We start from the raw sequence: 25,384 nt of genomic DNA, 5'->3' as shown, positions 1-25,384 counted from the left end.
TAGCCTCGCGCGATGACCGAACCGACTCGACTCCTCATACACGGCGCCAGCGGGCGCATGGGCCAGGCGTTGCTGCGCCTCGCCGCCGATCGCGACGATCTCCGGGTGGTCGCGGCCGCTTCGCGGCACCGCCTCGACGCCCTGCCCGAAGGCGCCCGCTGGATCGCGGCGGATTCGTTGAGCGACGCACCGGAATTCGATGTCGCGATCGATTTCAGCCTGCCCGAGGCATTCGATGCCCCACTCGCGCTCTGCGTCGAACGCCGCGTCCCGTTGGTGACGGGCACCACCGGCCTGTCGGACGCGCAGCGGCATGCGCTCGAACGCGCTGCCACGTCCATACCGACGGTGTGGGCGGCCAATTTCAGCCTCGGCGTGGCGGTGCTGGGCGACCTCGTCGAGCGCGCGGCGCGCGCGCTCGCCGGCTGGGACTGCGACATCGTCGAGTCGCATCACGTGCACAAGAAGGACGCACCCTCGGGCACCGCACTGGCGCTCGGCGCGCGGGCCGAAGCAGGCGGCGCCGGGCCTCGCTATGCATCGCTGCGCGCCGGCGACATCGTCGGCGAGCACCTGGTGCAGTTCGCGACGGCCGGCGAGCGCATCGAGCTCGTCCATCGCGCCACCAGCCGCGACATCTTCGCCAGCGGCGCGCTGCATGTCGCACGACGCCTGCACGGCCGCCCGGCGGGCGCCTACCGCGTCGCCGATCTGCTGGACTGAGCAGCCATTCACGAGCGGCCGTAGCCACGGCGCTGGCACGCGGGGCGTCATGGGTCTAGAATTCCCGCTCGCCTGAAGCCCTATCGTCGGACCGGTCACGCACCGCGTCCGCGATTTTCTGCAGCCGCGATCCGGCGCATGCAGGGCTCGGCGTCCCGTGGCAGCACAGGCGATCCCCCGTGACCCAACCCGCAATCCTCGCGCTCGAAGACGGCACCATCTTCGAGGGCGTTTCGGTCGGCGCGCCCGGCCTGTCGGTCGGCGAAGTCGTGTTCAACACCGCGATGACCGGCTACCAGGAAGTGGTGACCGATCCGTCGTACGCGCGGCAGATCGTCACACTGACGTATCCGCACATCGGCAACACCGGCACCACGCCGAAGGACGACGAGGCCAAGCAGGTATGGCCGGCCGGCCTGATCGTGCGCCACGTGCCCAAGCGCCCCAGCAACTGGCGCTCGCAGCTCTCGCTGCCGGGCTGGCTGGCGGAGAAGGGCGTGGTCGCGATCTCCGACATCGACACGCGCAAGCTCACGCGCCTGCTGCGCGACCGCGGCGCGCAGAACGGCGCGCTCATGGCGGGCGACATCGACGTCGACGCCGCGATCGAGGCCGCGCGCAAGTTCCCGGGCCTCAAAGGCATGGACCTCGCGAAGGAGGTCTGCACCCGCGAGACCTACACCTGGACCGAAACCGAGCTCGACCTCGACAGCGACGCGTTCCAGCAGGCCGACGGCCGCTTCCACGTCGTCTGCTACGACTTCGGCGTCAAGCTCAACATCCTGCGCATGCTGGCCTCGCGCGGCTGCCGCGTGACGGTGGTGCCCGCGCAAACGCCGGCGGCCGACGTGCTCGCGCTGAATGCCGACGGCGTGGTGCTTTCCAACGGCCCCGGCGATCCGGAGCCCTGCACCTACGCCATCGACGCCACGCGCGAGTTCATCGCGCGCAGGCTGCCTGTCTACGGCATCTGCCTCGGCCACCAGCTGCTTGCGCTCGCCGCCGGCGCGCGCACGCTGAAGATGAAGTTCGGCCATCACGGCGCGAACCATCCGGTGCAGGACGTCGACAGCGGCCGCGTGCTGATCACCAGCCAGAACCACGGCTTCGCGGTCGACGAGTCGACGCTGCCGGCGAACGTGCGGGTCACGCACCGCTCGCTGTTCGACGGTTCGAACCAGGGCATCGCCCTGACCGACGCGCCGGCCTTTAGCTTCCAGGGCCATCCGGAAGCGAGCCCGGGCCCGCACGACGTGGCACCGCTGTTCGACCGGTTCATCGCAGCCATGGAGGCCGCGCGTTGAACAGCGCCGGCGGCGCCGACGGCCGCTCGCGTCGCGGTCGCTGGCGTCGCGGAGTGGTGATGGCGCTGCTGGCCGGCGCCTATCCGGCCTTCGTGCTGGGCGCCACCTACGTGCAGTTCTTCCGCGCGGAGCTGCCGGGCGGTCGCAACGGCCCCGCGGATGCCTACCGGCACTCGCTGGCCAGCGCGATCGTCGCCTACACGCTGTCGCCGCGCTTCGTGGACTGGGTCACCGACGTCATGGAACGCGGCGGCAACGGCAACGCGGCACGCGCCATGGATGCGCACAACAACCTGATCGGCGCGCGCATCGGCGCGGCGGCCCGCAGCTGGGCCGGCATGCAGGAGGCCGTGCGCGAAGCCGTGCGCAACGGCGACATCGATGCCACCGATCCGGACCGAATCACCTGGCTGCCGCCCGAGCGGTGGCAGAACCGACTGTACTGAGGACACGATGCCCAAGCGCACCGACATCAAGACCGTGCTGATCATCGGCGCGGGCCCGATCGTGATCGGCCAGGCCTGCGAGTTCGACTACTCCGGCGCACAGGCCTGCAAGGCATTGCGCGACGAGGGCTACCGCGTGGTGCTGGTCAACAGCAATCCCGCGACGATCATGACCGACCCGAACATGGCGGACGCGGTCTACATCGAGCCGATCAACTGGCAGACGGTCGAGAAGATCATCGCCAAGGAAAAGCCCGACGCGCTGCTGCCGACCATGGGCGGCCAGACCGCGCTCAACTGCGCGCTCGACCTCGCGGACAACGGTGTGCTCGAGAAGTACGGCGTCGAACTGATCGGCGCCTCGCGCGATGCCATCCGCATGGCCGAGGACCGCGAACTCTTCCGCGTCGCGATGGCCGAGATCGGGCTCGAGTGCCCGAAGGCCGCGGTGGCACGCAGCTTCGAGGAAGCGGTGCAGATCCAGGCGACCGTCGGCTTCCCGACCATCATCCGCCCGAGTTTCACGCTCGGTGGCACCGGCGGCGGCATCGCCTATAACAAGGAGGAGTTCGAGGAGATCGCCAAGCGCGGCCTCGAGCTCTCGCCGGTGCACGAGATCCTCGTCGAGGAGTCGGTGCTGGGCTGGAAGGAGTTCGAGATGGAGGTGGTCCGCGACAAGGCGGACAACTGCATCATCGTGTGCTCCATCGAGAACTTCGACGCGATGGGCGTGCACACCGGCGACAGCATCACCGTCGCACCGGCGCAGACGCTGACCGACAAGGAATACCAGCGCCTGCGCGATGCGTCGATCGCCGTGCTGCGCAAGATCGGCGTCGACACCGGCGGCTCGAACGTGCAGTTCGGCGTGAATGCGCAGAACGGGCGTGTCGTCGTGATCGAAATGAACCCGCGCGTGTCGCGCTCGTCGGCGCTGGCGTCGAAGGCGACCGGCTTCCCGATCGCGAAGGTCGCGGCGAAGCTCGCGGTGGGCTACACGCTGGACGAGCTGCGCAACGAGATCACCGGCGGTCAGACGCCGGCGTCGTTCGAGCCGTCGATCGACTACGTCGTCACCAAGATCCCGCGTTTCGCATTCGAGAAGTTCCCGCAGGCCGATGCGCGCCTGACCACGCAGATGAAGTCGGTGGGCGAGGTGATGGCCATGGGCCGCACCTTCCAGGAATCGCTGCAGAAGGCGCTGCGTGGGCTCGAGACGGGCAAGGTCGGCCTCGACCCCACGGGGCTGGACCTCTCGAACGACGAGGACCTCGCCACCCTGCGCCGTGAGCTAAGGGAGCCGGGCCCGGAGCGCATGTTCCACATCGGCGACGCGTTCCGCGCCGGCATGAGCGTCGAGGACGTGCACGCGCTGTCGTCCGTCGACCGCTGGTTCCTCGACCAGATCGAGGAGATCGTCGAAGCAGAGACGACGCTCGCCGAGGCCGGCCTCGCCTCGCTCGACGCGCGCCGCATGCGCGAGCTCAAGCGCCTCGGTTTCTCCGACGCGCGCATCGCGCAGGTCACCGGCACCGACGAGGCCGCCGTGCGCGTGCTGCGCCGTGCGCTCGGCGTGCGCCCCGTCTACAAGCGCATCGACTCCTGTGCGGGCGAATTCGCCACCGAGACGGCCTACATGTACTCGACCTACGAGGACGAGTGCGAGGCGAATCCGAGCGACCGCCGGAAGATCATGGTGCTCGGCGGCGGCCCCAACCGCATCGGCCAGGGCATCGAGTTCGATTACTGCTGCGTGCACGCGGCGCTCGCGCTGCGCGAGGACGGGTTCGAGACCATCATGGTCAACTGCAACCCGGAAACCGTTTCGACCGACTACGACACCTCCGACCGCCTGTACTTCGAGCCGCTCACGCTCGAGGACGTGCTGGAGATCGTCGAGCTCGAGAAGCCCTTCGGCGTGATCGTGCAGTACGGCGGCCAGACGCCGCTCAAGCTCGCGCGCGCGCTGGAAGCCAACGGCGTGCCGGTGATCGGAACTTCGCCCGACAGCATCGACCTGGCCGAAGATCGCGAGCGCTTCCAGAAGCTGGTCGATGAACTCGGCCTCAAGCAGCCGCCGAACCGCACCGCGCGCAGCGCCGAGGAAGCGCTGACGCTCGCACGCGAGATCGGTTACCCGCTGGTGGTGCGCCCGAGCTACGTGCTCGGCGGCCGCGCGATGGAAGTCGTGCACGCCGATTCCGACCTCGCGCGCTACATGCGCGACGCGGTGAAGGTGTCGAACGATTCGCCGGTGCTGCTCGACCGCTTCCTCGACCACGCGGTGGAAGTCGACGTCGACATCATCGCGGACCGCGAAGGCAACGTGCTCATCGGCGGCGTCATGGAGCACATCGAGGAAGCCGGCGTGCACTCGGGCGATTCGTCCTGCTCGCTGCCGCCGTACTCGTTGTCGAAGGCTACGCAGGATCGACTGCGCGAGCAGGTGGTCGCGCTGGCGCGTGCGCTGAAGGTCGTCGGCCTGATGAACACGCAGTTCGCGATCCAGCAAGAGGCCGACGGCAGCGACACTATCTTCCTGCTGGAAGTGAACCCGCGTGCTTCGCGCACCGTGCCGTTCGTGTCGAAGGCGATCGGCATGCCGCTGGCGAAGATCGCCGCGCGCTGCATGGCCGGCATGACGCTGGCGGAGCAGGGCGCGACGAAGGAGATCGTGCCGGACTACTTCTCGGTGAAGGAGGCGATCTTCCCGTTCGCCAAATTCCAGGGCGTGGACCCGATCCTCGGGCCGGAGATGCGCTCGACGGGCGAGGTGATGGGCGTGGGCCGCAACTTCGGCGCCGCGATCGCGCGTGCGCACGAGGCGGCGGGCATCAAGGTGCTGCCGCCCGCGGGCAAGGTGTTCGTCTCGGTGCGCGACCCCGACAAGACGCGCGTGCTGCCGGTGGCGCAGCAGCTCGTCGCGCTCGGCTACTCGGTCGTGGCGACCCAGGGCACCGGCGCCTTCCTGCGCGAGAACGGCGTGGCCTGCGATATCGTCAACAAGGTGATCGAGGGCCGCCCGCACGTTGTCGACCTGATCAAGAACGGCGAAATCGTCTACATCGTCAACACCACGGAAGGCCGCCAGGCGATCGCCGACTCGTTCTCGATCCGCCGCGAGGCGCTGCAGCACCGCCTGACGTACTCGACGACGGTGTCGGGCGCGCGCGCGCTGCTGCAGTCGCTCGAATACCGTGGCACCGGCCCGGTGTGGTCGCTGCAGGAACTGCACGCCAGCATCGGCTGACCGTCACGGAAACCGCCGCCGGCCGCCGCGCGCGGCCGGTCGCGTTTCCGGGCTGCGCATCCGGCGCGGGACACGGCACAATCGACCCATCACGACGCGCCGGCACCGCTGCCGGCCGCCACGAGGAACATCATGAGAGCTCCCATCACCGCGAAGGGTGCGCAGCGTCTGCGCGCCGAACTCGACCACCTCAAGTCCGTCGAGCGCCCCGCCGTCATCAACGCGATTTCCGAGGCGCGCGCACACGGCGACCTCAAGGAGAACGCGGAATACCACGCCGCGCGCGAGCAGCAGGGCTTCATCGAAGGCCGCATCAAGCAGCTGGAAAGTGAGCTGTCGCATGCCGAGGTCATCGACGTGACCAAGCTCAGCGTGGGCACGCGCATCGTATTCGGCGCGACGGTCGAGCTGGCCGACGTCGACACCGACGAGCAGAAGACCTACCAGATCGTCGGGGACCTCGAAGCCGACATCAAGCAGGGCCTGATCGCGATCTCGTCGCCGGTGGCACGCGCGCTGATCGGCAAGAACGAGGGCGATTCGATCTCCATCGATGCGCCGGGCGGCACGCGCGAGTACGAGGTCGTGAGCGTCCGCTACGTCGGCTGACGCGATGAGCCGCGCCTGCCTCGTGCTGCCGCCGCGAAGCCGGTTCGCCGGCGAGTCGCTGCCTGTCGTCGTGGCCCGCGCGCTCGGCCGCGCCGACGCATCGCAGGGCCAGGCCGGCGTCGAAAGCCTGTTCGACGTGCTGCCGCGCGGCTGGCCGGCCGCCGCCGTCACGCGCCAGGTGGATGCGGGCGACGCGGCGAACGCGCTGTGGCTCCGCGCCGACCCGGCCTACGTGCGCCCCGACATCAACGGCGCGCGACTGCTGGCCGTCGGCGAGATGCTTGCGCTCGACGCGGCGGAGGCCGACGCGCTGCTTCGCCCGCTGCGCCCGTTGTTCGGCGATTCGGGCATGCCGATCGACGCGGGGCGGCCGTCCGCTTGGTATCTCCGGCTGCCTATCGGCGCGCCGGTACCGACACTCGCGTCGCCCGACGAGGCGCTCGGCGCCGATCTGTTCGATCTCCTGCCGTCAGGCGCGGAGGGCCGTCGCTGGCGAGCGCTGCTGTCGGAGGCGCAGGTACTGCTTCACCAGAATCCGCTGAACGCGGAGCGGCAGGCGCGCGGACTGGCGCCGATCAATTCCGTCTGGTTCTGGGGCGCCGGCACCTTGCCTGACCGCATCGGGAGCGAGTGGCGCGTGGTCCTCTCGCCCGATGAAACGGTGCACGCGTTCGCGAAGGCCGCCGGCGCGAATGCGCTCGCACTCGACGCGTGGAACACGCCGACCGACGCGGCCGCCTACGACCTGCGGCACGAGCGGCGCCTCGATCGCCTCGGCCAGCGCTGGCTCGAACCCGCGCTCGCGGACCTGGCGGCGGGGAAGATCGCCGCGCTGCGGCTCGTATGGGGCGATGGCCACATCCACGAACTGCGCAAGTCGCAGTCGCTGAGATTCTGGAGGCGCCCACTGCGCGCCCTGGCCGAGCGCGACGACGGATGAGCCGTTACAAAGCCCGACTCGTGCGCCGCCCGTTCGCCGCTCCCGGCGACTGGGCGCGCGGCCTGCACCCGGTGCTCGCACGGGTGTACGCGATGCGCGGCGCGCAGTCGCTCGAGCACGCGCGACCGAAACTCGCGAACCTTCATCCGCCGGAAACGATGGGCGGCCTCGACGCCGCGACCCGCCTGCTCGCCGATGCGATCGCCGCCGACGCGCACATCGTGGTGGTCGGCGATTTCGACTGCGATGGCGCCACCGCCTGCGCCGTCGGCGTGCGCGGCCTGCGCATGCTGGGCGGTCGTCGCGTGTCCTACGCCGTCCCGAACCGCATGGTGCACGGCTACGGCCTGACGCCCGCGATGGTCGACGAGATCGCGCCGATGGCACCGGACCTCGTCGTCACGGTGGACCACGGCATCGCCTGTCACGCCGGTGTCAGCGCCGCGAAAGGACGCGGCTGGAAGGTGCTGGTCACCGACCACCATCTTCCGGGCGAGGCATTGCCGCCGGCTGACGCCATCGTCGACCCGAACGTGCGCGGCGACGGTTTCGCCAGCAAGGCCCTGGCCGGCGTGGGCGTGATCTTCTACGTGCTGATGGCGCTGCGCCGCCGACTGCGGGAGCAGGGCGCCTTCGCGTCGGAGGAGCCCGATCTGTCGCAACTGCTCGATCTCGTCGCCGTAGGCACCGTCGCCGACCTCGTGCCGCTCGACGCCAACAACCGTGCGCTGGTCGCGGCCGGCCTGCGCCGCATGCGTTCCGGGCAGGTCTGCGCGGGCCTGCGTGCGCTGGCCGAGGTATCGCAGCGCGATCTCGCGCGCCTGAGCACGGCCGACATCGGCTACGCCATCGGCCCCCGCATCAATGCCGCCGGGCGGCTCGAAGACATGTCGCTCGGCATCGAATGCCTGCTGAGCGACGATCTCTCCCGCGCACGCGAGATCGCGAACGCGCTCAACGAGATCAACGGCGAGCGCCGCGCGGTGCAGCAGCAGATGGTCGACGAGGCGGAGCGCGCGCTAGCGCGCGTCGAGCTTCCCGACGGCGACCTGCCGTCGACGATCTGCCTGTTCGATCCCGAATGGCATCCGGGCGTGGTCGGCCTGGTTGCCTCGAAGATCAAGGAGCGCCTGCACCGGCCCGTGGTCGCGTTCGCGCCCGCCGGCCCGGGTTCGGCGATGCTGCGCGGATCCGCAAGGTCGATTCCGGGCTTCCACATCCGCGACGCGCTGGCGACGGTGGCCTCGCGCCGCCCAGCGCTGGTGGAACGCTTCGGCGGCCACGCGATGGCCGCCGGGCTCAGCCTGCGCGAGGACGCTTTCGCCGAGTTCTCGCAGACGCTGCAGGACGTCGCCGGCGGTGCGCTCACGCCCGACGTGCTGCAGGCCGAAATCTTGAGCGACGGTGAGCTCGACGTCGCCGAGTTGAGCCGCGGTTGCGCCGAAGCGATCCGGGACGGCGGCCCGTGGGGGCAGGCGTTCCCGGAGCCGCATTTCGACGGCGTGTTCGACGTGCTGTCCACACGCATCGTCGGCCAGCGCCACCTGCGCATGGAACTCGGGCTCGGCGGCGCACGCCTGAACGCGATCGAGTTCGGCGGTGCGAACGAGGCGCCGCCGCCGCGCGTGCGCGTCGCCTACCGATTGGAGCCCGACGACTACCGTGGCGGCGACGCGTTCCAGCTGGTCGTCGTTCATCGCGAGCCTGCGTGACGCAGGGCCCTGGCCCGCGCGGCTGCTAGAATGCAGCCTCTTTTTTCGATGCGACGACGGACATGATCGAGCTGAATCCCGTCCGCCAGCGAATCGCCGACCTCCGCGGTCGGCTGGATTCGCTCAGGGGGTATCTTTGACTTCGACCAGAAGGTCGAACGTCTCGAGGAAGTAAACCGGGAGCTCGAGAGCCCCGACGTCTGGAACGACCCGGAGCGCGCACAGGCGCTCGGCCGCGAGCGCGCCTCGCTGGACAAGGTCGTCAACGGCATCCGCAGCCTCACCGAGAGCCTCACCGGCGCGCTCGAGCTGCTGGAACTCGCGGAAATGGAAGACGACGAAGACACCGCCAACGCGGTGGTCGGGGACGTCGAGCGCTCGGCGAAGGAAGTCGAGGCGCTGGAATTCCGTCGCATGTTCTCCGGCAAGATGGACAGCGCGAACGCGTTCGTCGACATCCAGGCCGGCGCGGGCGGCACCGAGGCGCAGGACTGGGCCGAAATCCTCTTGCGCATGTACCTGCGCTGGTGCGAATCACGCGGCTGGAAGACCGAGCTGATGGAAGTCAGTGGCGGCGACGTGGCGGGCGTGAAATCCGCGACGCTGCGCGTCGAGGGCGAGTTCGCCTACGGCTGGCTCAAGACCGAGACGGGCGTGCATCGTCTGGTGCGCAAGTCGCCGTTCGACTCCGACAACCGCCGGCACACCAGCTTCACCTCGGTGTTCGTGTCGCCGGAAGTCGACGACAACATCGACATCGAGATCAATCCGGCCGACCTCAAGACCGACGTGTACCGGTCGTCGGGCGCGGGTGGCCAGCACGTCAACAAGACCGAATCGGCGGTGCGCATCACGCACGTGCCGACCGGCATCGTCGTGGCCTGCCAGACCGGCCGCAGCCAGCACCAGAACCGCGACAACGCGATGAAGATGCTGGCCGCGAAGCTGTACGAGCTCGAGATCCAGAAGCGCAACGCCGAGCGCGATGCGGTGGAAGCCACCAAGTCCGACATCGGCTGGGGCAGCCAGATCCGCAACTACGTGCTCGACCAGAGCCGCATCAAGGACCTGCGCACCGGCATCGAGCGCAGCGACACGCAGAAGGTGCTCGACGGCGACCTCGACGAATTCGTCGAGGCGAGCCTGAAGGCCGGCCTCGAGGCCGGCTCGAAACGCGTCGACGCAGCCTGATCGGGCGGCCCCTGCACGAGCGGGGGCCGCGCCGCATTTCCCGACATTCCCGCGCCGCCGCACGGCGCATCTCCCAGCGATCCCCATGAACGACACCGCCGCCACGCCGCCCACCGACGAGAACTTCCTGATCGCCGAGCGCCGCGGGAAACTCGCGCAGTTGCGCGAAGGCGGCATCGCGTTCCCGAACGACTTCAAGCGCACGCACTTCGCCGGTGACCTGCAGGCCGAGTTCGCCGACGCCGAGCGTTGGAATGCCGAGGCGCTGGAAGGCGAGGGCCGCCGTGTCGCGGTCGCCGGCCGCATCCTGCTCAAGCGCGTGATGGGCAAGGCCAGCTTCGTGCAGATCCAGGACGAATCCGGCCGCCTGCAGCTGTTCCTGCAGGCCAACGTGCTGGGCGAGGTCTACGACGCGTTCAAGGGCTGGGACGTCGGCGATATCGTCGGCGCCGAGGGCGTGCTGACGCGCACCAAGACCGGCGAGCTGTCGGTGCGCGCCGACGTGCTGCGGCTGCTGACCAAGTCGCTGCGCCCGCTGCCGGACAAGTTCCACGGCCTCGCCGACATCGAGCAGCGTTACCGCCAGCGCTACGTCGACCTGATCGTGACGCCGGAATCGCGCGACGTGTTCGTCAAGCGCAGCAAGATCATCCGCGCGATGCGCGCGTGGCTCGATGCGAGGCGCTTCCTCGAAGTCGAGACGCCGATGATGCATTACATCCCCGGCGGCGCGACGGCCAAGCCTTTCGTCACGCACCATAACGCGCTGGACCTCGAGCTGTACCTGCGCGTCGCGCCGGAGCTCTACCTCAAGCGGCTGGTCGTCGGTGGCCTTGAGCGCGTGTACGAGATCAACCGCAACTTCCGCAACGAGGGCGTGTCCACGCGGCACAACCCCGAGTTCACGATGCTCGAGCTGTACGAGGCCTATGTCACGTACACGGAGATCATGGACCTGACCGAAGAGGTGATCCGCCATGCCGCGGAGCAGGTGCTGGGCACCACACAGCTGCAGTGGGAAGGGCAGGCGATCGATGTCGGCCCGCGTTTCCGCCGCTGGTCGATGACCGACGCCGTGCTAGAGCACAACCCGGAGATCGCGCGCGAGGACCTGCGCGACGTCGAGAAGATGCGTGCCCATTGCGCGCGCCTGCGCATTCCGCTGAAGGCGTCCTACGGCTGGGGCAAGCTGCTGCTCGAGATCTTCGAGAAGACCGTCGAACACACGCTGATCCAGCCGACCTTCATCACGGACCACCCGGTCGAGGTCAGCCCGCTCGCGCGTGCAAACGACGCCGACCCCGAGCTCACCGACCGTTTCGAGCTGTTCGTCGGTGGCAAGGAACTGGCCAATGGCTTTTCCGAACTCAACGACCCCGAGGACCAGGCCGCGCGCTTCCAGGCCCAGGTCGAGGCCAAGGCCGGCGGCGACGACGAAGCCATGCATTTCGACGCGGACTACATCCGCGCGCTCGAAGTGGGCATGCCGCCCACCGGTGGCCTCGGCATCGGCATCGACCGCCTCGTGATGCTTCTCACGGATCGCGCATCGATCCGCGACGTGCTGCTCTTCCCGTATATGCGGCCTGAACAGACCGGCTGACCATGCGCTCAAGTACGGGATGGAAGCGGCCGATAGAGGGTAGGGAAGCCCAGTGCCGCGATCCTGCGGGCACGCTATCCTCGGCCTACAGCCGCCGTACAGGTGATTGCCAACGGATGGTCCAATGAACGTCGTCATCGTCGATGACCAGACCAGCGCACGTACGATGCTGCGCCACATCATCGAGGACATCGGTGCCGAGCTGAGCGTCCACGACTTCGGCGAGCCCCAGGCTGCGCTGGACTGGTGCGCCGCCCACGACCCGGACCTGCTGCTGCTGGACTACCGCATGCCGGGCATCGACGGGCTTGAATTCGCGCGGCGCTTCCGGCGCCTGCCGCAACACCGCGACATTCCGATCATCCTCGTTACGGTCGTCGGCGACGAGCCGATCCGTCAGGCCGCACTCGACGCCGGCGTCATCGACTTCCTGGTCAAGCCCGTCCGACCGCGCGAGCTGCGTGCGCGCTGTCGCAACCTGCTCCAGCTGCGCCAGCAGTCGGAGACGGTGAAGCAGCGGGCGCTCTCGCTCGAGCACCGCCTGCAGACCACGCTGCACCAGATCGCCGATCGCGAGCGCCAGATGCTGACCCGCCTGGCGCGCGCGATCGAATATCGCGACGGCGCCACGCACCCGAACCTGCAGCGTATGGCCGCGGTGGTCGGCCTGATCGCGCGCGGCGTCGGCATGTTCGAGGACGAGGCCGCGCTGCTCGAGCAGGCGACGCCGCTGCATGACATCGGCAAGATCGCGCTGCCCGACACCGTGCTGCACAAGCCGGGCCCGCTATCCGATGAGGAACGTGCGCTGGTCCGGCGGCATCCCGAGATCGGGCACGAGCTGCTTTCCGGGAGCGGCACGCAGTTCCTCGAGCTGGCCGCACGCGTCGCTCTGGGGCACCACGAGCGTTGGGACGGCAGCGGCTATCCGAACGGGCTGGCGGGCGAGGAGATTCCGCTGGAGGCGCGCATCGTCGCGGTGGCGGACGTATTCGACGCGCTCATCTCCGAGCAGCCCTACAAGCACGCCTGGGAGATCGACGCCGCACTCGCGCATCTCTATGCGCAGCGCGGCCGTCTGTTCGATCCGCAGTGCGTGCAGGCGCTGGTATCGGCGCGCCGGCAGCTCGAGGCGCTCTGCGAGAACTTCCGCGAGGTCGGGAGCCGACGCGCGTGAGCGCGCTGCTGCGACGCGTCCGCGGGCGCTTCGCGGCACGCGGTGACACCGAACACGGGCAGGCACTGGTACGCATAGGCGTGCTTGGCGTGGTGCTCGTCTACCTGCTGTCCGGTCCATCCGGGATGGGCCGGGATGGTTATGCGAACGCCGTGCCCATGGTGCTCGCCGGGTTGCTTTCCGGCGCGCTGATCCTCGGCTGGCTGTTCGTGGCCCCCGCGCGCAGCGACGTCCGACGCGCGGCCGGCATGGTGGCCGACTACGGCCTCATGGCCGCGGTAATGATCCGTGCGGGCGAGCCGCTGGCGTGGGTCTACGTACTCGTAATGTGGGTGACGATCGGTAACGGGCTGCGATTCGGCCGCCGGTACCTCGCTGCCGCGATCGCGGCGGCGCTCGTGTCGTTCGGCCTGGTGCTCGCGCTCTCGCCGTACTGGCGCGCCAATCTTCCGCTGGGACTCGGACTTCTCGCAGCACTCGCGGCCATCCCGCTGTACCTGATGGGCCTGGCGGAAGAACTCAGGCGGACCAGCATCGAGACGCATCGCGAGAGCGAGGCGAAGAGCCGCCTTCTCGCAGGCATCGCGCAAGAGTTCGGCGCACCGCTCAAGCGGCTGGCTGGCAGTGTCGAGGACCTGTGCAAGACTTCGATGGACGCCGCCCAGCGAGAGCGGCTTGACGCGATCCGGGGCACCACGCGTGCGCTTCAGGCCCTCGTCAACGAGGTGGGCGATATCGCCACGCCAGTCGCCGACTCGACAGGTGCGTCACGCGCCAAGGCGCGTGACAGCGAGAGTGTTCCGGGGTCGCTGGGCGAGCAGGGCGGATGCGATTCGCGCGGCGCTTCGTCGGGGAACGCGCGCGACCCTGCGCCGCTGATCGGGACCGGCGCCGCGGCGCCCCGGTCGGGAGTGCTCGGCGCCAACGTCATCGCGTTCGGCAATCCCTTCCTGCGCCACCGTTCGCGCGTACGCAGCCTGCACGTGCTCATTGCGGATCGGGACACCGCGCACAGGGCGACAATCCAGCGATTGCTGGAGAAGGCCGGGCATCGTGCCGCGTGCGTGGCCGAGGATGACGACATCGCCGCGACACTCGCTCGCACGCCTTTCGACCTGGTGATTGCGGACGTCACCACCGCGGCTGCGTTCGATCGGGAATGTGACGCTGCAGGCGTGCGCACGCCGTTGCTGGTTTTCGCGGACGTCCCGGAGTCGGAGGCGTTTCCCCCGGGCGAGGCCGCGGCTGTCTGGCGCGTACTCGCCAAACCCGCGTCCACGACACGCCTGCTGGACGCGCTGGCCGAGATCGGCAGTGGCGGGCGGCACGGCAGCGCACCACACTCGAATATGCCGGGACGCGTCGACGACATCGAGTTCGATCCGGCCGTCCTCGACGAGCTGGCGTCGATCGGAATGGGCGAGGCGTTCGAGCGCGAATTCATTGCCGAGTGCCTCGCGGATGCCAGCCGCAGCCTGGGTCTGCTGGCTGAATCCGCCTCGCGCAGCGACTGGACGCAGGTCCGAGAGCACGCGAACGCCATCGGCGGCGTCGCCGGCAACGTCGGCCTCACGAAGCTTTCGCGGCTGGCCGGCGAGGTCGTGCGCGCGCCGGACTGGCAACTCGCGGGCGAATGGCGCCACCACATCGCGACGCTTCGCGATCGGCTCGAGGACGGACGCCGCGCGCTCGATGCGCGCCTCGATCGATACGGCGTTGGCGATCCGGCCTCGCGCTCGGATTGAATCAAACGGCGGGCACCGCTGCCGGTGGTGCGCAAGTCGGGCCTCACCGCGACAGTGGCGATTGCGCGGCTTCCCCGCACCGTACGCAGGAACGGATGCCGACGGTCGCGACCGACTGATCGAGCTGCTTCGTATGCGCCTGCACAGGGTCCGTGCGCGTTCGGCCTACGGACGAGCGTCCTACGCATTCCGTCGCAGTCCTGGAGGACGATTTGCCAAGCACGACCGAGCCGAAGGCACGCCTCGTATCGGCAACAGGCAGCCGCAGGCGCGACGAAAAAGGGCCCGCCGAAGCGGGCCCTTTTCATTTGGGTGCGACGATGTTCAGGCGGTCGCGCTCTCGCGCAGCTCGCGACGAAGGATCTTGCCGACGTTGGTCTTCGGCAGTTCCTTGCGGAACTCCACGTAATGCGGGCGCTTGTACCCGGTGAGGTTCGCGCGCGCGTGCGCGATCACCTGCTCGGCGGTCAGCGACGGATCCTTCGGCACGATCACGACCTTCACCGCCTCGCCCGACTTCTCGTCCGGAACGCCGACGGCGGCCACTTCGAGCACCTGCGGCATCATCGCGATGACGTCCTCGATCTCGTTGGGATACACGTTGAACCCCGACACGAGGATCATGTCCTTCTTGCGATCGACGATGTAGAAGAAACCGCGCTCGTCCATGCGCGCCATGTCGCCGGTATGCAACCAGCCGTCCGCATCCATCACCGCGGCGGTTTCGTCGGGACGGTTCCAGTAACCGCGCATCACCTGCGGGCCGCGGATGCACAGCTCGCCGATCTCGCCGACGGGCAGTACGTTGCCGTCCTCGTCCTTCACGCAGGCGTCCGTGGACGGGATCGGCAGGCCGATCGAGCCGTTGTAGTCCTTGAGATCCATCGGGTTGATGCAGGCCGCGGGCGACGTCTCCGTCAGCCCATAGGCCTCCACCAGCGTGCAACCGGTCACCTGCTTCCAGCGCTCGGCGACGGCGCGCTGCACCGCCATGCCGCCCCCCAACGTGAGGCGGAGCTTCGAGAAATCGACGCGGTCGAAGCCGGGCGTATTGAGCAAGCCGTTGAACAGCGTGTTGACGCCGGTGATCGCGGTGAACCGGGTCTTCTGCAGTTCCTTCACGAAGCCCTTCATGTCGCGCGGGTTCGTGATCATGTAGTTGAGTCCACCCATCTTCATGAAGACGAGCCCGTTCGCCGTCAACGCGAAGATGTGATACAGCGGCAGCGCGGTGATGATCGTTTCCTCGCCGGCGCGCACGTTGTCGCCGAGCCAGGCCGACGCCTGCTGCATGTTGGCGACGAGGTTGCGGTGCGTGAGCATCGCGCCCTTGGCGATGCCGGTGGTGCCGCCGGTGTACTGCAGGAACGCGATGTCCCCGGACTCGATCTGCACGTCGGCATCGGAGAACGGCAGCTTCGCGCCGGCAGCCATGACGTCGTTGAAGCGAACCGCATGCGGAATGTCGTAGTCCGGCACCATCTTCTTGATGTTGCGCACCACGAAGTTGACGATCGCACGCTTCGGGAAATCGAGGCGGTCGCCGAGCGCAGTGGTGATGACGTGCTTCACCGGCGTCTCGTGCAGTACTTCCTGCACGGTGTGCGCGAAGTTGTCCATCACCAGGATGACGGTCGCGCCCGCGTCGTCGAGCTGGTGGCGCAGCTCGCGCGCGGTGTACATCGGGTTGACGTTGACGACCGTCAGGCCCGCACGCAGGACGCCGAACAGCGCGATCGGGTACTGCAGGCAGTTCGGCATCATGATCGCGACGCGGTCGCCGCGCTTGAGCTTGAGCTCGCCGAGCAGGTAGGCCGCGAAGCTGGCGCTCAGCCTGTCGACCTCGGCGTAGGTGATCGTCTTGCCGAGGCTGGAAAAGGCCGGTCGATCGCGGTACTTGGCGAGCGCGGCCTGCAGGACGGACACGATCGACGGGTACTCATCCACGTCGACTTCGGCCGGTACACCGGCGGGATAGCTCGCCAGCCAGGGCCGGTCATGCGTCATGCGATTTCCCCTTGTTTTTAGCGGCTTTTCGACGCGCCGCGAGGTGCGGCAGCGTACGGTCGCTGGATTGGAGCATGGCCATGCGGGTGTCGCAAGGCGCACTGCAACGTAAATGGCACCGCGGATCGGGGACGTCCGTGAGCCCGCCGGCATAGCGACGCGCGGGCATCGGAACGCACCGGCGGCTCAGCCTGACGGCCACGGCAGTGATTGCTTCGCCGCGTTATGCGGCCTCGCGCGCGGCGATTCGCCGCGTCGCGTCGTGCGGAACACTCCCCACGCGGATCTTCTCCGCGCGGGGAATGGCCATGCCCGCCGTCACCGGCGGGCGTCGCCTCAGGCCGCCTTCTTGGCGGCGAGCTGGCGCAGCACGTAGTGCAGGATGCCACCGTGGCGGAAGTACTCCACTTCCTTCGGCGTCAGCAGCAGCACGCGCACTTCGAAGCGCTTCTCGAAGCCATCGGCGCGCTTGGCAACGACGGTGGCGGTCTTGCTCGCACCGTCCTGCAGGCCTTCGATCGCGATGGTCTCGGAGCCGTCGAGGCCCAGCACCTTCGCGTTCTCGCCCGGCATGAACTGCAGCGGCAGCACGCCCATGCCGACCAGGTTCGAGCGATGGATGCGTTCGAAGCTCTCGGCGACGACCGCCTTGATGCCCAGCAGGTTGGTGCCCTTGGCCGCCCAGTCGCGCGACGAACCGGTGCCGTATTCCTTGCCCGCGAACACGACCAGCGGCACGCCGTCGGCCTTGTACTTCATGGCCGCGTCGTAGATCGCCAGCTTCTCCGGCTGCGTCGAGCCGTCGTTCGAGAAGTACAGCGTGTTGCCGCCTTCCTCGCCGCCGAGCATCAGGTTCTTGATGCGGATGTTGGCGAAGGTGCCGCGCACCATCACGTCGTCATTGCCGCGACGGCTGCCGTAGCTGTTGAAGTCGGCCGGCTGCACGCCGCGCTCCATCAGGTAGCGGCCGGCTGGCGAGTCCTTCTTGATGTTGCCGGCCGGCGAGATGTGGTCGGTGGTGATCGAGTCGCCGAACAGGCCGAGCACGCGGGCGCCGGCGATGTCGTCGATCGAGCCGACCTGCATGGACATGCCGTCGAAGTAGGGCGGGTTCTTGATGTAGGTCGACCCCGCGTCCCAGGCAAACGACTCGCCTTCCGGCGAGGCGATCTGGTTCCAGCGCGCATCGCCCTTGAAGACGTCGGCGTAGTTCTGCTTGAACAGCTCCGGCCCGATGGTCGCCGCGATCGTGTCGCCGATCTCCTTGTTCGACGGCCAGATGTCGCGCAGGTACACCGCCTTCCCGTCGTCGGTGTGCCCGATCGGATCGTTCGTCAGGTCGATCTCGACCGTGCCGGCCAGCGCGTAGGCGACCACCAGCGGCGGCGAGGCGAGGTAGTTCATCTTCACTTCGGGGTGCACGCGGCCCTCGAAGTTGCGGTTGCCCGAGAGCACCGACGTCACCACGAGGTCGTTCTCGGCGATGCCGCGCGAGACTTCCTCGGGCAGCGGGCCGGAGTTGCCGATGCAGGTGGTGCAGCCGTAGCCGACTACGTCGAAGCCGAGCTTCGCGAGATCGTCGAGCACGCCGGCCTTGCGCAGGTAATCGGTCACGACCAGCGAGCCCGGGCCGAGCGATGTCTTCACCCACGGCTTGCTCTTCAGGCCGAGGCGAGCCGCGTTACGGGCGAGCAGGCCGGCGCCGAGCATCACTGCCGGGTTGGACGTGTTGGTGCACGAGGTGATCGCGGCGATGACGACCGCGCCGTCGACGAGCTCGACGTCCTGGTCCTTCATGCGGATCTTCGAGCGCGGCGACGCGGCGAGCGTGTCGGCCTGCGGCTGGTCGCCGCCTTCTGCGTCGAAACGCTTGAGCTCGGACTTCTTCGCCTCGCGGTTGGCGGTCAGGCCGCCGAGGTTGGCGTGGAAGTTGTCCTTGACCTTTTCCAGCAGCACGCGGTCCTGCGGACGCTTCGGGCCGGCGAGCGACGGCTTGACGTCGCCCAGGTCCAGCTCGAGCACGGCCGAGTACTGCGCCTCCGGCGTGGAGGCGTCGTGCCACAGGCCCTGCGCCTTGGCGTAGGTCTCGACCAGCGCGATCTGCTCGTCGCTGCGGCCCGACAGACGCAGGTAATTGATGGCCTCGGCATCGATCGGGAAGATGCCGCAGGTGGCGCCGTACTCCGGCGCCATGTTCGCGATCGTCGCGCGGTCGGCCAGCGGAAGGTGCTGCAGGCCCGGGCCGAAGAACTCGACGAACTTGCCGACCACGCCAAGCGCACGGAGCATCTGGGTGACGGTCAGCACCAGGTCGGTGGCAGTGGTGCCTTCGGGCAGCGCGCCGGTGAGCTTGAAGCCGACGACCTGCGGGATCAGCATCGACGACGGCTGGCCGAGCATCGCGGCCTCGGCCTCGATACCGCCCACGCCCCAGCCCAGCACGCCGATGCCGTTGATCATCGTGGTGTGCGAGTCGGTGCCGAACACGGTGTCCGGGAACGCCTGCAGCTCGCCCTCGACCTCGCGCTCCACGACCACGCGGGCGAGGTTCTCGAGGTTCACCTGGTGCACGATGCCGGTGTTCGGCGGCACGACCTTGAAGTTGTCGAAAGCCTTCTGGCCCCAGCGCAGGAAGCCGTAGCGCTCGGCGTTGCGCTGGAACTCGATCTGGCCGTTGATGTCGACCGCGTCCGGGCGGCCATAGACGTCCACCTGCACCGAGTGGTCGATGACGAGCTCGGACGGGATCAGCGGATTGATCTGCTTCGGCGACCCGCCCAGCTTGGTGACGGCGTCGCGCATCGCGGCGAGGTCCACCACGCAGGGCACGCCGGTGAAGTCCTGCAGCACCACGCGCGCCGGCATGAAGGCGATCTCGGTCTCGGACTCCGTCTTCGGATCCCAGCTCGCCACGGCCTCGATGTGCTCTGGCAGCACGGTCACGCCGTCCTCGTGCCGGAGCAGGTTCTCCAGCAGGATCTTCATCGAGTAGGGCAGGTGCGCGAGGTTGAAGCGCTGGCCCAGCGTCGGAAGGCTGAAGTAGGAATACGACTTGCCGTTGACGGCAAGCTGCGCGCGGGTGGCGAAGGAGTCGGCCATGAGGGCTCCGTGGAGGCTGCGGCGGCAGGGGACGCGGCGGTCTGCATCGGCGGCATGCGCCAGCCGGAACGAATCGCTGCGGGAAAACCGGCTAATTATGCCGCAAACGGGGTCGTACGGACATCACCGGCCGAGGTGCGCGTCCACCGCCGAGAGCATCGCGCGACGCTGGAACGCAAAGTCCCACAGGCTGCCACCGCGCTGCCGCCAGAGCACGGCCGAGCGCACGGCCGCCAGCAGCACCGCGCGCACCTCGGCGACGACTCGGGCTTGGCCGAGGTAGTGCGGATTGCCCTGCACCAGCACGCGCGGGCGCAGCGTGCTCAGCGTCTGCGAATACAGCTGCCCGATCGGCGCGATCAGGTCAGGGTGGGTCGGCCCGTAGAGGTCGGTCCGGTGCGCGATCTGCTCGAGCCCCTGCCGCACGCGCGACACCATGCCGCTGTCGCGCACGAAGCGGCGCTCCAGCTGCAGTACCGACATCGCCAGCCGCGGCAGTACCGCGTCGTCCAGCCCACCCGCCAGGTACGAGCGCAGCAGTTCCAGGCCGGGGCGAACCTTGTCCAGCCCGCCGTAGACGTCTGCAGTGGTGCGCGCGTCGAAGCGGAACAGCGTTTCGATGCTGGTGGCGAGGATCTCTTCGTTGGCCTCGCCGGTGTCGGCGATGCGACGCACCTGCGCGAGCGCCTGCAGCAGGCCCGCGAGCGCGAGCACGCGGTCATAGATCGGTTCGACGCCGGCCAGGGAGGCGGCGATTTCGGACGTGGTGCGCGTCATGCTGCGTCCATCCGTGCAGTTTCGAGGGGGGCGTCGGTGGATTCGATCACGGCGCCGCCGAGGCATTCGTCGCCCGCGTACAGCACCAGCGACTGGCCGGGCGTCACCGCCCGCTGAGGGCGCTGGAAGACGACGTCGAGGCGTCCGTCGCCGCCGACGCGGACCGTGCAGGCCTCGTCATTCTGACGGTAACGGGTCTGCGCCGTGCATCCGAAGGCGGCGGCGGGCGGCGCGCCGGCGATCCAGTGCGCGGCCTCGCTGCGCAACCGGGTCGACATCAGCCACGGGTTGTCGATGCCCTGCTCGACGTAGAGCACGTTGCGGGCGACATCCTTGCCGACCACATACCAGGGCGCGGCGTCGCGGCCGCGCACGCCGCCGATCGCGAGGCCCTCGCGCTGGCCGAGGGTGTAGAAGAAGACGCCCTGATGTCGGCCCAGCGACAGGCCGTCCGGCGTGCGGATCTCGCCTTCGCGGGCGGGGAGGTAGCGGCCGAGGAACTCGCGGAAGTCGCGCTCGCCGATGAAGCAGATGCCGGTCGAATCCTTCTTCGCGGCCGTGGGCAGCCCGGCGTCGGCGGCCATGCGGCGCACCTCGGTCTTCGGCAGGTCGCCGAGCGGGAACACCGTGGCCGCGAGCTGCAGCTGGCCCAGCTGGTGCAGGAAGTAGGTCTGGTCCTTCGACCGGTCCAGCGCGCGCAGCAGCCGCCAGCGGCCGTCGAGACGGTCGACGCGTGCGTAATGCCCGGTCGCGATCCGCTCGGCGCCGAGTTCGCGCGCGGCGTCCAGGAAGTGCTTGAACTTGACCTCGCGGTTGCACAGAACGTCGGGATTCGGCGTGCGGCCGGCGGCGTACTCGGCGATGAAGTGCTCGAACACGCCCGCCCAGTATTCGCGCGAGAAATCGCGGAAGTGGATCGGCAGCCCGAGCCGGCCGCAGACCGCGACCGCATCGCGGCGGTCGTCCTCGGCGCGGCAGTCGCCCGAGCCGTCGTCGGCCCAGTTCGACATGAAGAGCCCGGCCACCGGCTCGCCGGCGTCGCGCAGGCGCAGCGCGGCCACCGACGAATCGACGCCGCCGGACATGCCGATGATGGTGCGCGCGCCGGTCATCCGCCCAGCGACTGCACGACGTCGAGCGGGAAGCGCCGGCCCGCGAGCGCGTCGGCCGCCACGCGCCAGACCAGCGGGCTGCGGTGGCGCGGGTACTCCGCCTGGAGTTCGGCGGGCGTCATCCAGACGGCGCGCACGATGCCGTGATCGAGCGGACGTCGCGGGTCGTGTTGCAGCGGCTCGGCGAGGAAGGCAAAGCGGACATAGGTGCGCTCCTCGCCGCCGAGGCTCACCGACGGCGCCGTCCAGCGATAGGCGCCGACGAACGCCCTCGGCCGGACGTCCCAGCCGGTTTCCTCGAGCGTTTCGCGGATCGCCGCGTCGACGATGCTTTCGCCCGGCTCGAGGTGGCCGGCCGGCTGATTGATCACCACGCGCCCGGCGACGTCCTCCTCGACCATCAGCAGGCGGCCGCCGTCGATGACGATCGTGGCGACGGTGACGTCGGGCTGGAACACGCGTTCGCCTCCGGTCACCGGCGCGACCCGGCGAAGCGGACGGTCGCATCGCGCGCGACGCGCGGGATGCACAGTGCCGTGCCCGGAACGGTGCGGATCGGCGAGGGCAGCATGATCATTCCCATGAATCCAAAGCGGCATTCTGCCGGCGCCGCGCCGCGGACGTCCACGTCACGCGACTTATACTGGACGCATGCCGAATCACTCCCCGCACGAACAGGATCATCACGGCCAGCACGGGCTCGCCGTGGAAACCGGCCGGCCGGAAGTCGCGCCACCGCCGATGTATTCGGTGCTTTTGCTGAACGACGATTACACGCCGATGGATTTCGTCGTGGACGTTCTGATGCGGTTTTTCGCCTTGAATATCGAAAACGCCACCCAGGTGATGCTCCACGTGCACACCCGCGGCCGTGGCGTTTGCGGGGTTTTCACGCGCGAGATTGCCGAATCGAAAGTGTCGCAGGTGAACGAATACGCAAGGCTCAACCAGCATCCCTTGTTGTGCACGATGGAAAAGGCCTAAAAGCGGTTTAAACCGCGGTGCCGGACCCCATCTTGCATCGCAGACGCTTCGGAGGCTTCCAAATGTTTAGCAAGGATCTCGAGTACAGCATCGGGCAGTGCTACAAGCGCGCCCGCGAGGCTCGCCACGAATTCATGACGGTCGAGCACCTGCTGCTGGCGCTGCTCGACAATCCCTCGGCCGAGGGCGTGCTGCGGGCCTGCGAGGCCGACATGCCGCGCCTGCGCCGCGAGCTTGACGAGGCCATCTCCACTTCGGTGGCCGTGCTGCCGGAAGAGAGCGACCGCGACACGCAGCCGACGCTGGGCTTCCAGCGCGTGCTGCAGCGCGCGGTCTACCACGTGCAGTCGTCCGGCAAGAAGGAGGTCACCGGCGCCAATGTGCTGGTGGCGATCTTCGGCGAAAAGGACTCGCACGCGGTGTATTTCCTGAACCAACAGGACATCGCGCGGCTCGACGTCGTCAACTACCTCTCGCATGGCATCAGCAAGCAGGGCGGCGAGGAGTCGGGGCGCGAGGAGAATCAGGGCGGCGGCGAGGGCGGCGAGAGCGAGGGCAAGTCGGACGCGCTCACCGAGTTCGCGACCAACCTCAACCAGCAGGCCCGCGACGGCAAGATCGATCCGCTGGTGGGTCGTGCGGACGAGGTCGAGCGCACCATCCAGGTGCTCTGCCGGCGCCGCAAGAACAATCCGCTCTACGTCGGCGAGGCCGGCGTGGGCAAGACGGCGATCGCCGAAGGCCTGGCCAAGCGCATCGTCGATGGCGACGTGCCCGAGGTGCTGCAGGACGCCACGATCTTCTCGCTCGACCTGGGCGCGCTGGTCGCAGGCACCAAGTACCGCGGCGATTTCGAGAAGCGCCTTAAGTCGGTGCTGCAGCAGTTGCGCAAGATCCCCGGCGCGGTGCTCTTCATCGACGAGATCCACACCATCATCGGCGCCGGCTCGGCGTCGGGCGGCACGATGGACGCGTCCAACCTCATCAAGCCGGCGCTGTCGTCGGGCGAGCTGCGCTGCATCGGCTCGACCACGTTCCAGGAATACCGCGGCATCTTCGAGAAGGACCGCGCGCTGGCACGTCGCTTCCAGAAGATCGACATCGTCGAGCCGACCGTGAGCGAGGCCGTGGAGATCCTCAAGGGCCTCAAGCCCAAGTACGAGGCGCATCACGGCGTGTCCTACGCGGACGATGCCATCCAGGCCGCAGTCGATCTGTCGGTCAAGCACATCGGCGACCGCCTGCTGCCCGACAAGGCCATCGACGTCATCGACGAGGCCGGCGCCCGCCAGCGCCTGCTGCCCGAGGACCAGCGCAAGCAGGTCATCGACGTCGAGGAAGTCGAGACCATCATCGCGAAGATGGCGCGCATCCCGGCCAAGCAGGTCACGGCGACCGACAAGGACGTGCTCCGCAACCTCGAGCGCAACCTCAAGATGGTGATCTTCGGCCAGGACCAGGCCGTGGACTCGCTGACCTCGGCGATCAAGCTGGCGCGCTCGGGCCTGGGCAATCCGGACAAGCCGATCGCGAACTTCCTGTTCGCCGGTCCCACCGGCGTCGGCAAGACGGAGGTGACCAAGCAGATCGCGATGCAGCTAGGCATCGAGCTGGTGCGCTTCGACATGTCCGAATATATGGAAGCGCATTCGGTGAGCCGCCTGATCGGCGCGCCGCCGGGCTATGTCGGGTTCGACCAGGGCGGCCTGCTGACGGAAAAGATCGTCAAGACGCCGCACTGCGTGCTTCTGCTCGACGAGATCGAGAAGGCGCATCCGGACATCTTCAACATCTTGTTGCAGGTGATGGACCGCGGCATGCTGACCGATACCAACGGTCGCGAGGCGAACTTCCGCAACGTGATCCTGGTGATGACGACCAACGCCGGTGCCGCCCAGGCGTCCCGCCGTTCGATCGGCTTCACGCGACAGGACCATGCCTCGGATGCGATGGAGGTGATCCGCCGCAGCTTCTCGCCGGAGTTCCGCAATCGCCTGGATGCGATCGTGCAGTTCCAGCCGCTGGGCATGGATCACATCCTCCGCGTGGTCGACAAGTTCCTTATCGAGCTGGAGGCCCAGCTGCACGAGAAGAACGTCACGCTCAACGCCACGCCGGAGGCCCGCGACTGGCTCGCCAAGCACGGCTTCGATCCGCAGATGGGTGCGCGCCCGATGGCCCGCATCATCCAGGAGAACATCAAGCGCCCGCTCGCGGACGAACTGCTGTTCGGCAAGCTGGTGAACGGTGGCCGCGTGTCGGTGGACGTGCAGGACGACAAGCTCGTCGTGGACGCCAAGGCCGAGCCGGAGAAGCTGCTGCCGGCGACCGTCGAGAACTGACGGCGTCGCCAGCCTGAAACGCAAAAAGGCGGCCGAGAGGCCGCCTTTTTCGTGTCCGCACCGCAGCGCTTACTTCATACGGTAGGTAATGCGGCCCTTGGTGAGATCGTAGGGCGTCATCTCGACCTTGACCCGGTCGCCGGTGAGGATGCGGATGTAGTTCTTGCGCATGCGACCGGAGATATGGGCGATGATCTCGTGGCCGTTTTCGAGGCGAACGCGGAACATCGTGTTCGGAAGCGTTTCCGACACGGTGCCTTCGAATTCGATCACGTCGTCTTTTGCCATTGGTGTCCTGGATGGTCGCGGAAAGCGGCTCGGGAAGCCGTGGATTGTGCCACGGGGCCGGCGGGCGGCGCAAAA

Annotated in this window: 19 protein-coding genes; 13 read left to right on the top strand and 6 right to left on the bottom strand. The window is 68.3% G+C overall.

Annotation, left to right across the window (positions count from 1 at the left end):
- The first annotated feature begins 12 nt into the window (after positions 1-12).
- The 11 genes from dapB (at position 13) to IE066_RS04650 (ending at position 14,700) form a co-directional block, all read left to right on the top strand.
- Positions 13-723: a 4-hydroxy-tetrahydrodipicolinate reductase gene (gene dapB, locus IE066_RS04700; protein ID WP_189447277.1), complete on the top strand. Its 711-nt coding sequence runs from the start codon at positions 13-15 to the stop codon at positions 721-723.
- Between the two features lie 179 nt (positions 724-902).
- On the top strand, positions 903-2,027 hold the full coding sequence (carA, locus tag IE066_RS04695; protein WP_189447275.1) for a glutamine-hydrolyzing carbamoyl-phosphate synthase small subunit: 1,125 nt from the start codon (positions 903-905) through the stop codon (positions 2,025-2,027).
- 59 nt (positions 2,028-2,086) lie between these two features.
- Positions 2,087-2,473 (top strand): DUF6973 domain-containing protein, encoded by a 387-nt coding sequence (locus IE066_RS04690; RefSeq protein WP_229790731.1) that lies wholly within the window; start codon positions 2,087-2,089, stop codon positions 2,471-2,473.
- 7 nt (positions 2,474-2,480) lie between these two features.
- Positions 2,481-5,723: a carbamoyl-phosphate synthase large subunit gene (gene carB, locus IE066_RS04685; RefSeq protein WP_189447273.1), complete on the top strand. Its 3,243-nt coding sequence runs from the start codon at positions 2,481-2,483 to the stop codon at positions 5,721-5,723.
- Between the two features lie 144 nt (positions 5,724-5,867).
- A complete protein-coding gene (gene greA, locus IE066_RS04680) occupies positions 5,868-6,332 on the top strand; it encodes a transcription elongation factor GreA (protein WP_189448824.1) in 465 nt (154 codons plus the stop codon).
- Positions 6,333-6,336: 4 nt separating this feature from the next.
- Entirely contained in the window at positions 6,337-7,272 is a 936-nt protein-coding gene (locus IE066_RS04675) for a phosphoglycerate mutase (RefSeq protein ID WP_189447266.1), read from the top strand.
- Entirely contained in the window at positions 7,269-8,984 is a 1,716-nt protein-coding gene (recJ, locus tag IE066_RS04670; RefSeq protein ID WP_189447264.1) for a single-stranded-DNA-specific exonuclease RecJ, read from the top strand. The genes IE066_RS04675 and recJ overlap by 4 nt, the downstream gene beginning before the upstream one ends.
- Before the next feature lie 62 nt (positions 8,985-9,046).
- Positions 9,047-10,175, top strand: a protein-coding gene (gene prfB, locus IE066_RS04665) for a peptide chain release factor 2 (RefSeq protein WP_189447262.1) whose coding sequence is annotated in 2 segments (ribosomal slippage) — positions 9,047-9,121 and positions 9,123-10,175 — 1,128 coding nt in all. Because the reading frame shifts where the segments join, the coding sequence is not laid out codon by codon here.
- A gap of 85 nt (positions 10,176-10,260) precedes the next feature.
- Positions 10,261-11,778, top strand: coding sequence for a lysine--tRNA ligase (lysS, locus tag IE066_RS04660; protein ID WP_189447260.1), 1,518 nt, complete (start codon positions 10,261-10,263; stop codon positions 11,776-11,778).
- Between the two features lie 124 nt (positions 11,779-11,902).
- Positions 11,903-12,955, top strand: coding sequence for an HD domain-containing phosphohydrolase (locus tag IE066_RS04655; RefSeq protein WP_189447258.1), 1,053 nt, complete (start codon positions 11,903-11,905; stop codon positions 12,953-12,955).
- Positions 12,952-14,700: an Hpt domain-containing protein gene (locus IE066_RS04650; protein ID WP_189447256.1), complete on the top strand. Its 1,749-nt coding sequence runs from the start codon at positions 12,952-12,954 to the stop codon at positions 14,698-14,700. The genes IE066_RS04655 and IE066_RS04650 overlap by 4 nt, the downstream gene beginning before the upstream one ends.
- A gap of 324 nt (positions 14,701-15,024) precedes the next feature.
- Here IE066_RS04650 and IE066_RS04645 read toward each other — a convergent pair whose 3' ends face one another.
- The 5 genes from IE066_RS04645 to IE066_RS04625 form a co-directional block, all read right to left on the bottom strand.
- Positions 15,025-16,707 carry a long-chain fatty acid--CoA ligase gene (locus tag IE066_RS04645; RefSeq protein WP_189447254.1) on the bottom strand — a complete coding sequence of 561 codons (1,683 nt, stop codon included), beginning with the start codon at positions 16,705-16,707 and terminating at the stop codon, positions 15,025-15,027.
- Positions 16,708-17,043: 336 nt separating this feature from the next.
- Entirely contained in the window at positions 17,044-19,806 is a 2,763-nt protein-coding gene (gene acnA / locus IE066_RS04640; RefSeq protein WP_189447251.1) for an aconitate hydratase AcnA, read from the bottom strand.
- A 123-nt stretch (positions 19,807-19,929) separates the two neighbouring features.
- Complete coding sequence (gene hflD, locus IE066_RS04635) at positions 19,930-20,583, bottom strand: high frequency lysogenization protein HflD (protein WP_189447249.1); 654 nt, start codon at positions 20,581-20,583, stop codon at positions 19,930-19,932.
- Positions 20,580-21,695 (bottom strand): tRNA 2-thiouridine(34) synthase MnmA, encoded by a 1,116-nt coding sequence (gene mnmA, locus IE066_RS04630; protein WP_189447247.1) that lies wholly within the window; start codon positions 21,693-21,695, stop codon positions 20,580-20,582. The genes hflD and mnmA overlap by 4 nt, the downstream gene beginning before the upstream one ends.
- Positions 21,692-22,171: an NUDIX hydrolase gene (locus IE066_RS04625; RefSeq protein WP_189447245.1), complete on the bottom strand. Its 480-nt coding sequence runs from the start codon at positions 22,169-22,171 to the stop codon at positions 21,692-21,694. The genes mnmA and IE066_RS04625 overlap by 4 nt, the downstream gene beginning before the upstream one ends.
- Before the next feature lie 175 nt (positions 22,172-22,346).
- Between IE066_RS04625 and clpS the strand changes: the two genes are divergently transcribed.
- Together clpS and clpA are read left to right on the top strand one after the other, a co-directional pair.
- Positions 22,347-22,679 carry an ATP-dependent Clp protease adapter ClpS gene (gene clpS / locus IE066_RS04620; protein WP_189447243.1) on the top strand — a complete coding sequence of 111 codons (333 nt, stop codon included), beginning with the start codon at positions 22,347-22,349 and terminating at the stop codon, positions 22,677-22,679.
- A 62-nt stretch (positions 22,680-22,741) separates the two neighbouring features.
- The gene (gene clpA / locus IE066_RS04615) at positions 22,742-25,021 is read left to right on the top strand and encodes an ATP-dependent Clp protease ATP-binding subunit ClpA (RefSeq protein ID WP_189447240.1); all 2,280 of its coding nucleotides are present in this window, start codon (positions 22,742-22,744) and stop codon (positions 25,019-25,021) included.
- 69 nt (positions 25,022-25,090) lie between these two features.
- Here clpA and infA read toward each other — a convergent pair whose 3' ends face one another.
- Complete coding sequence (gene infA, locus IE066_RS04610) at positions 25,091-25,309, bottom strand: translation initiation factor IF-1 (protein WP_027083105.1); 219 nt, start codon at positions 25,307-25,309, stop codon at positions 25,091-25,093.
- Between the last annotated feature and the right edge of the window lie 75 nt (positions 25,310-25,384).

It is taken from the genome of Cognatilysobacter xinjiangensis (assembly GCF_014651995.1).
GTDB classification, from domain to species: Bacteria; Pseudomonadota; Gammaproteobacteria; order Xanthomonadales; family Xanthomonadaceae; genus Cognatilysobacter; species Cognatilysobacter xinjiangensis.
Note: the sequence above shows the minus strand (reverse complement) of the source record. Positions and strands in the feature narration are given on the sequence as shown.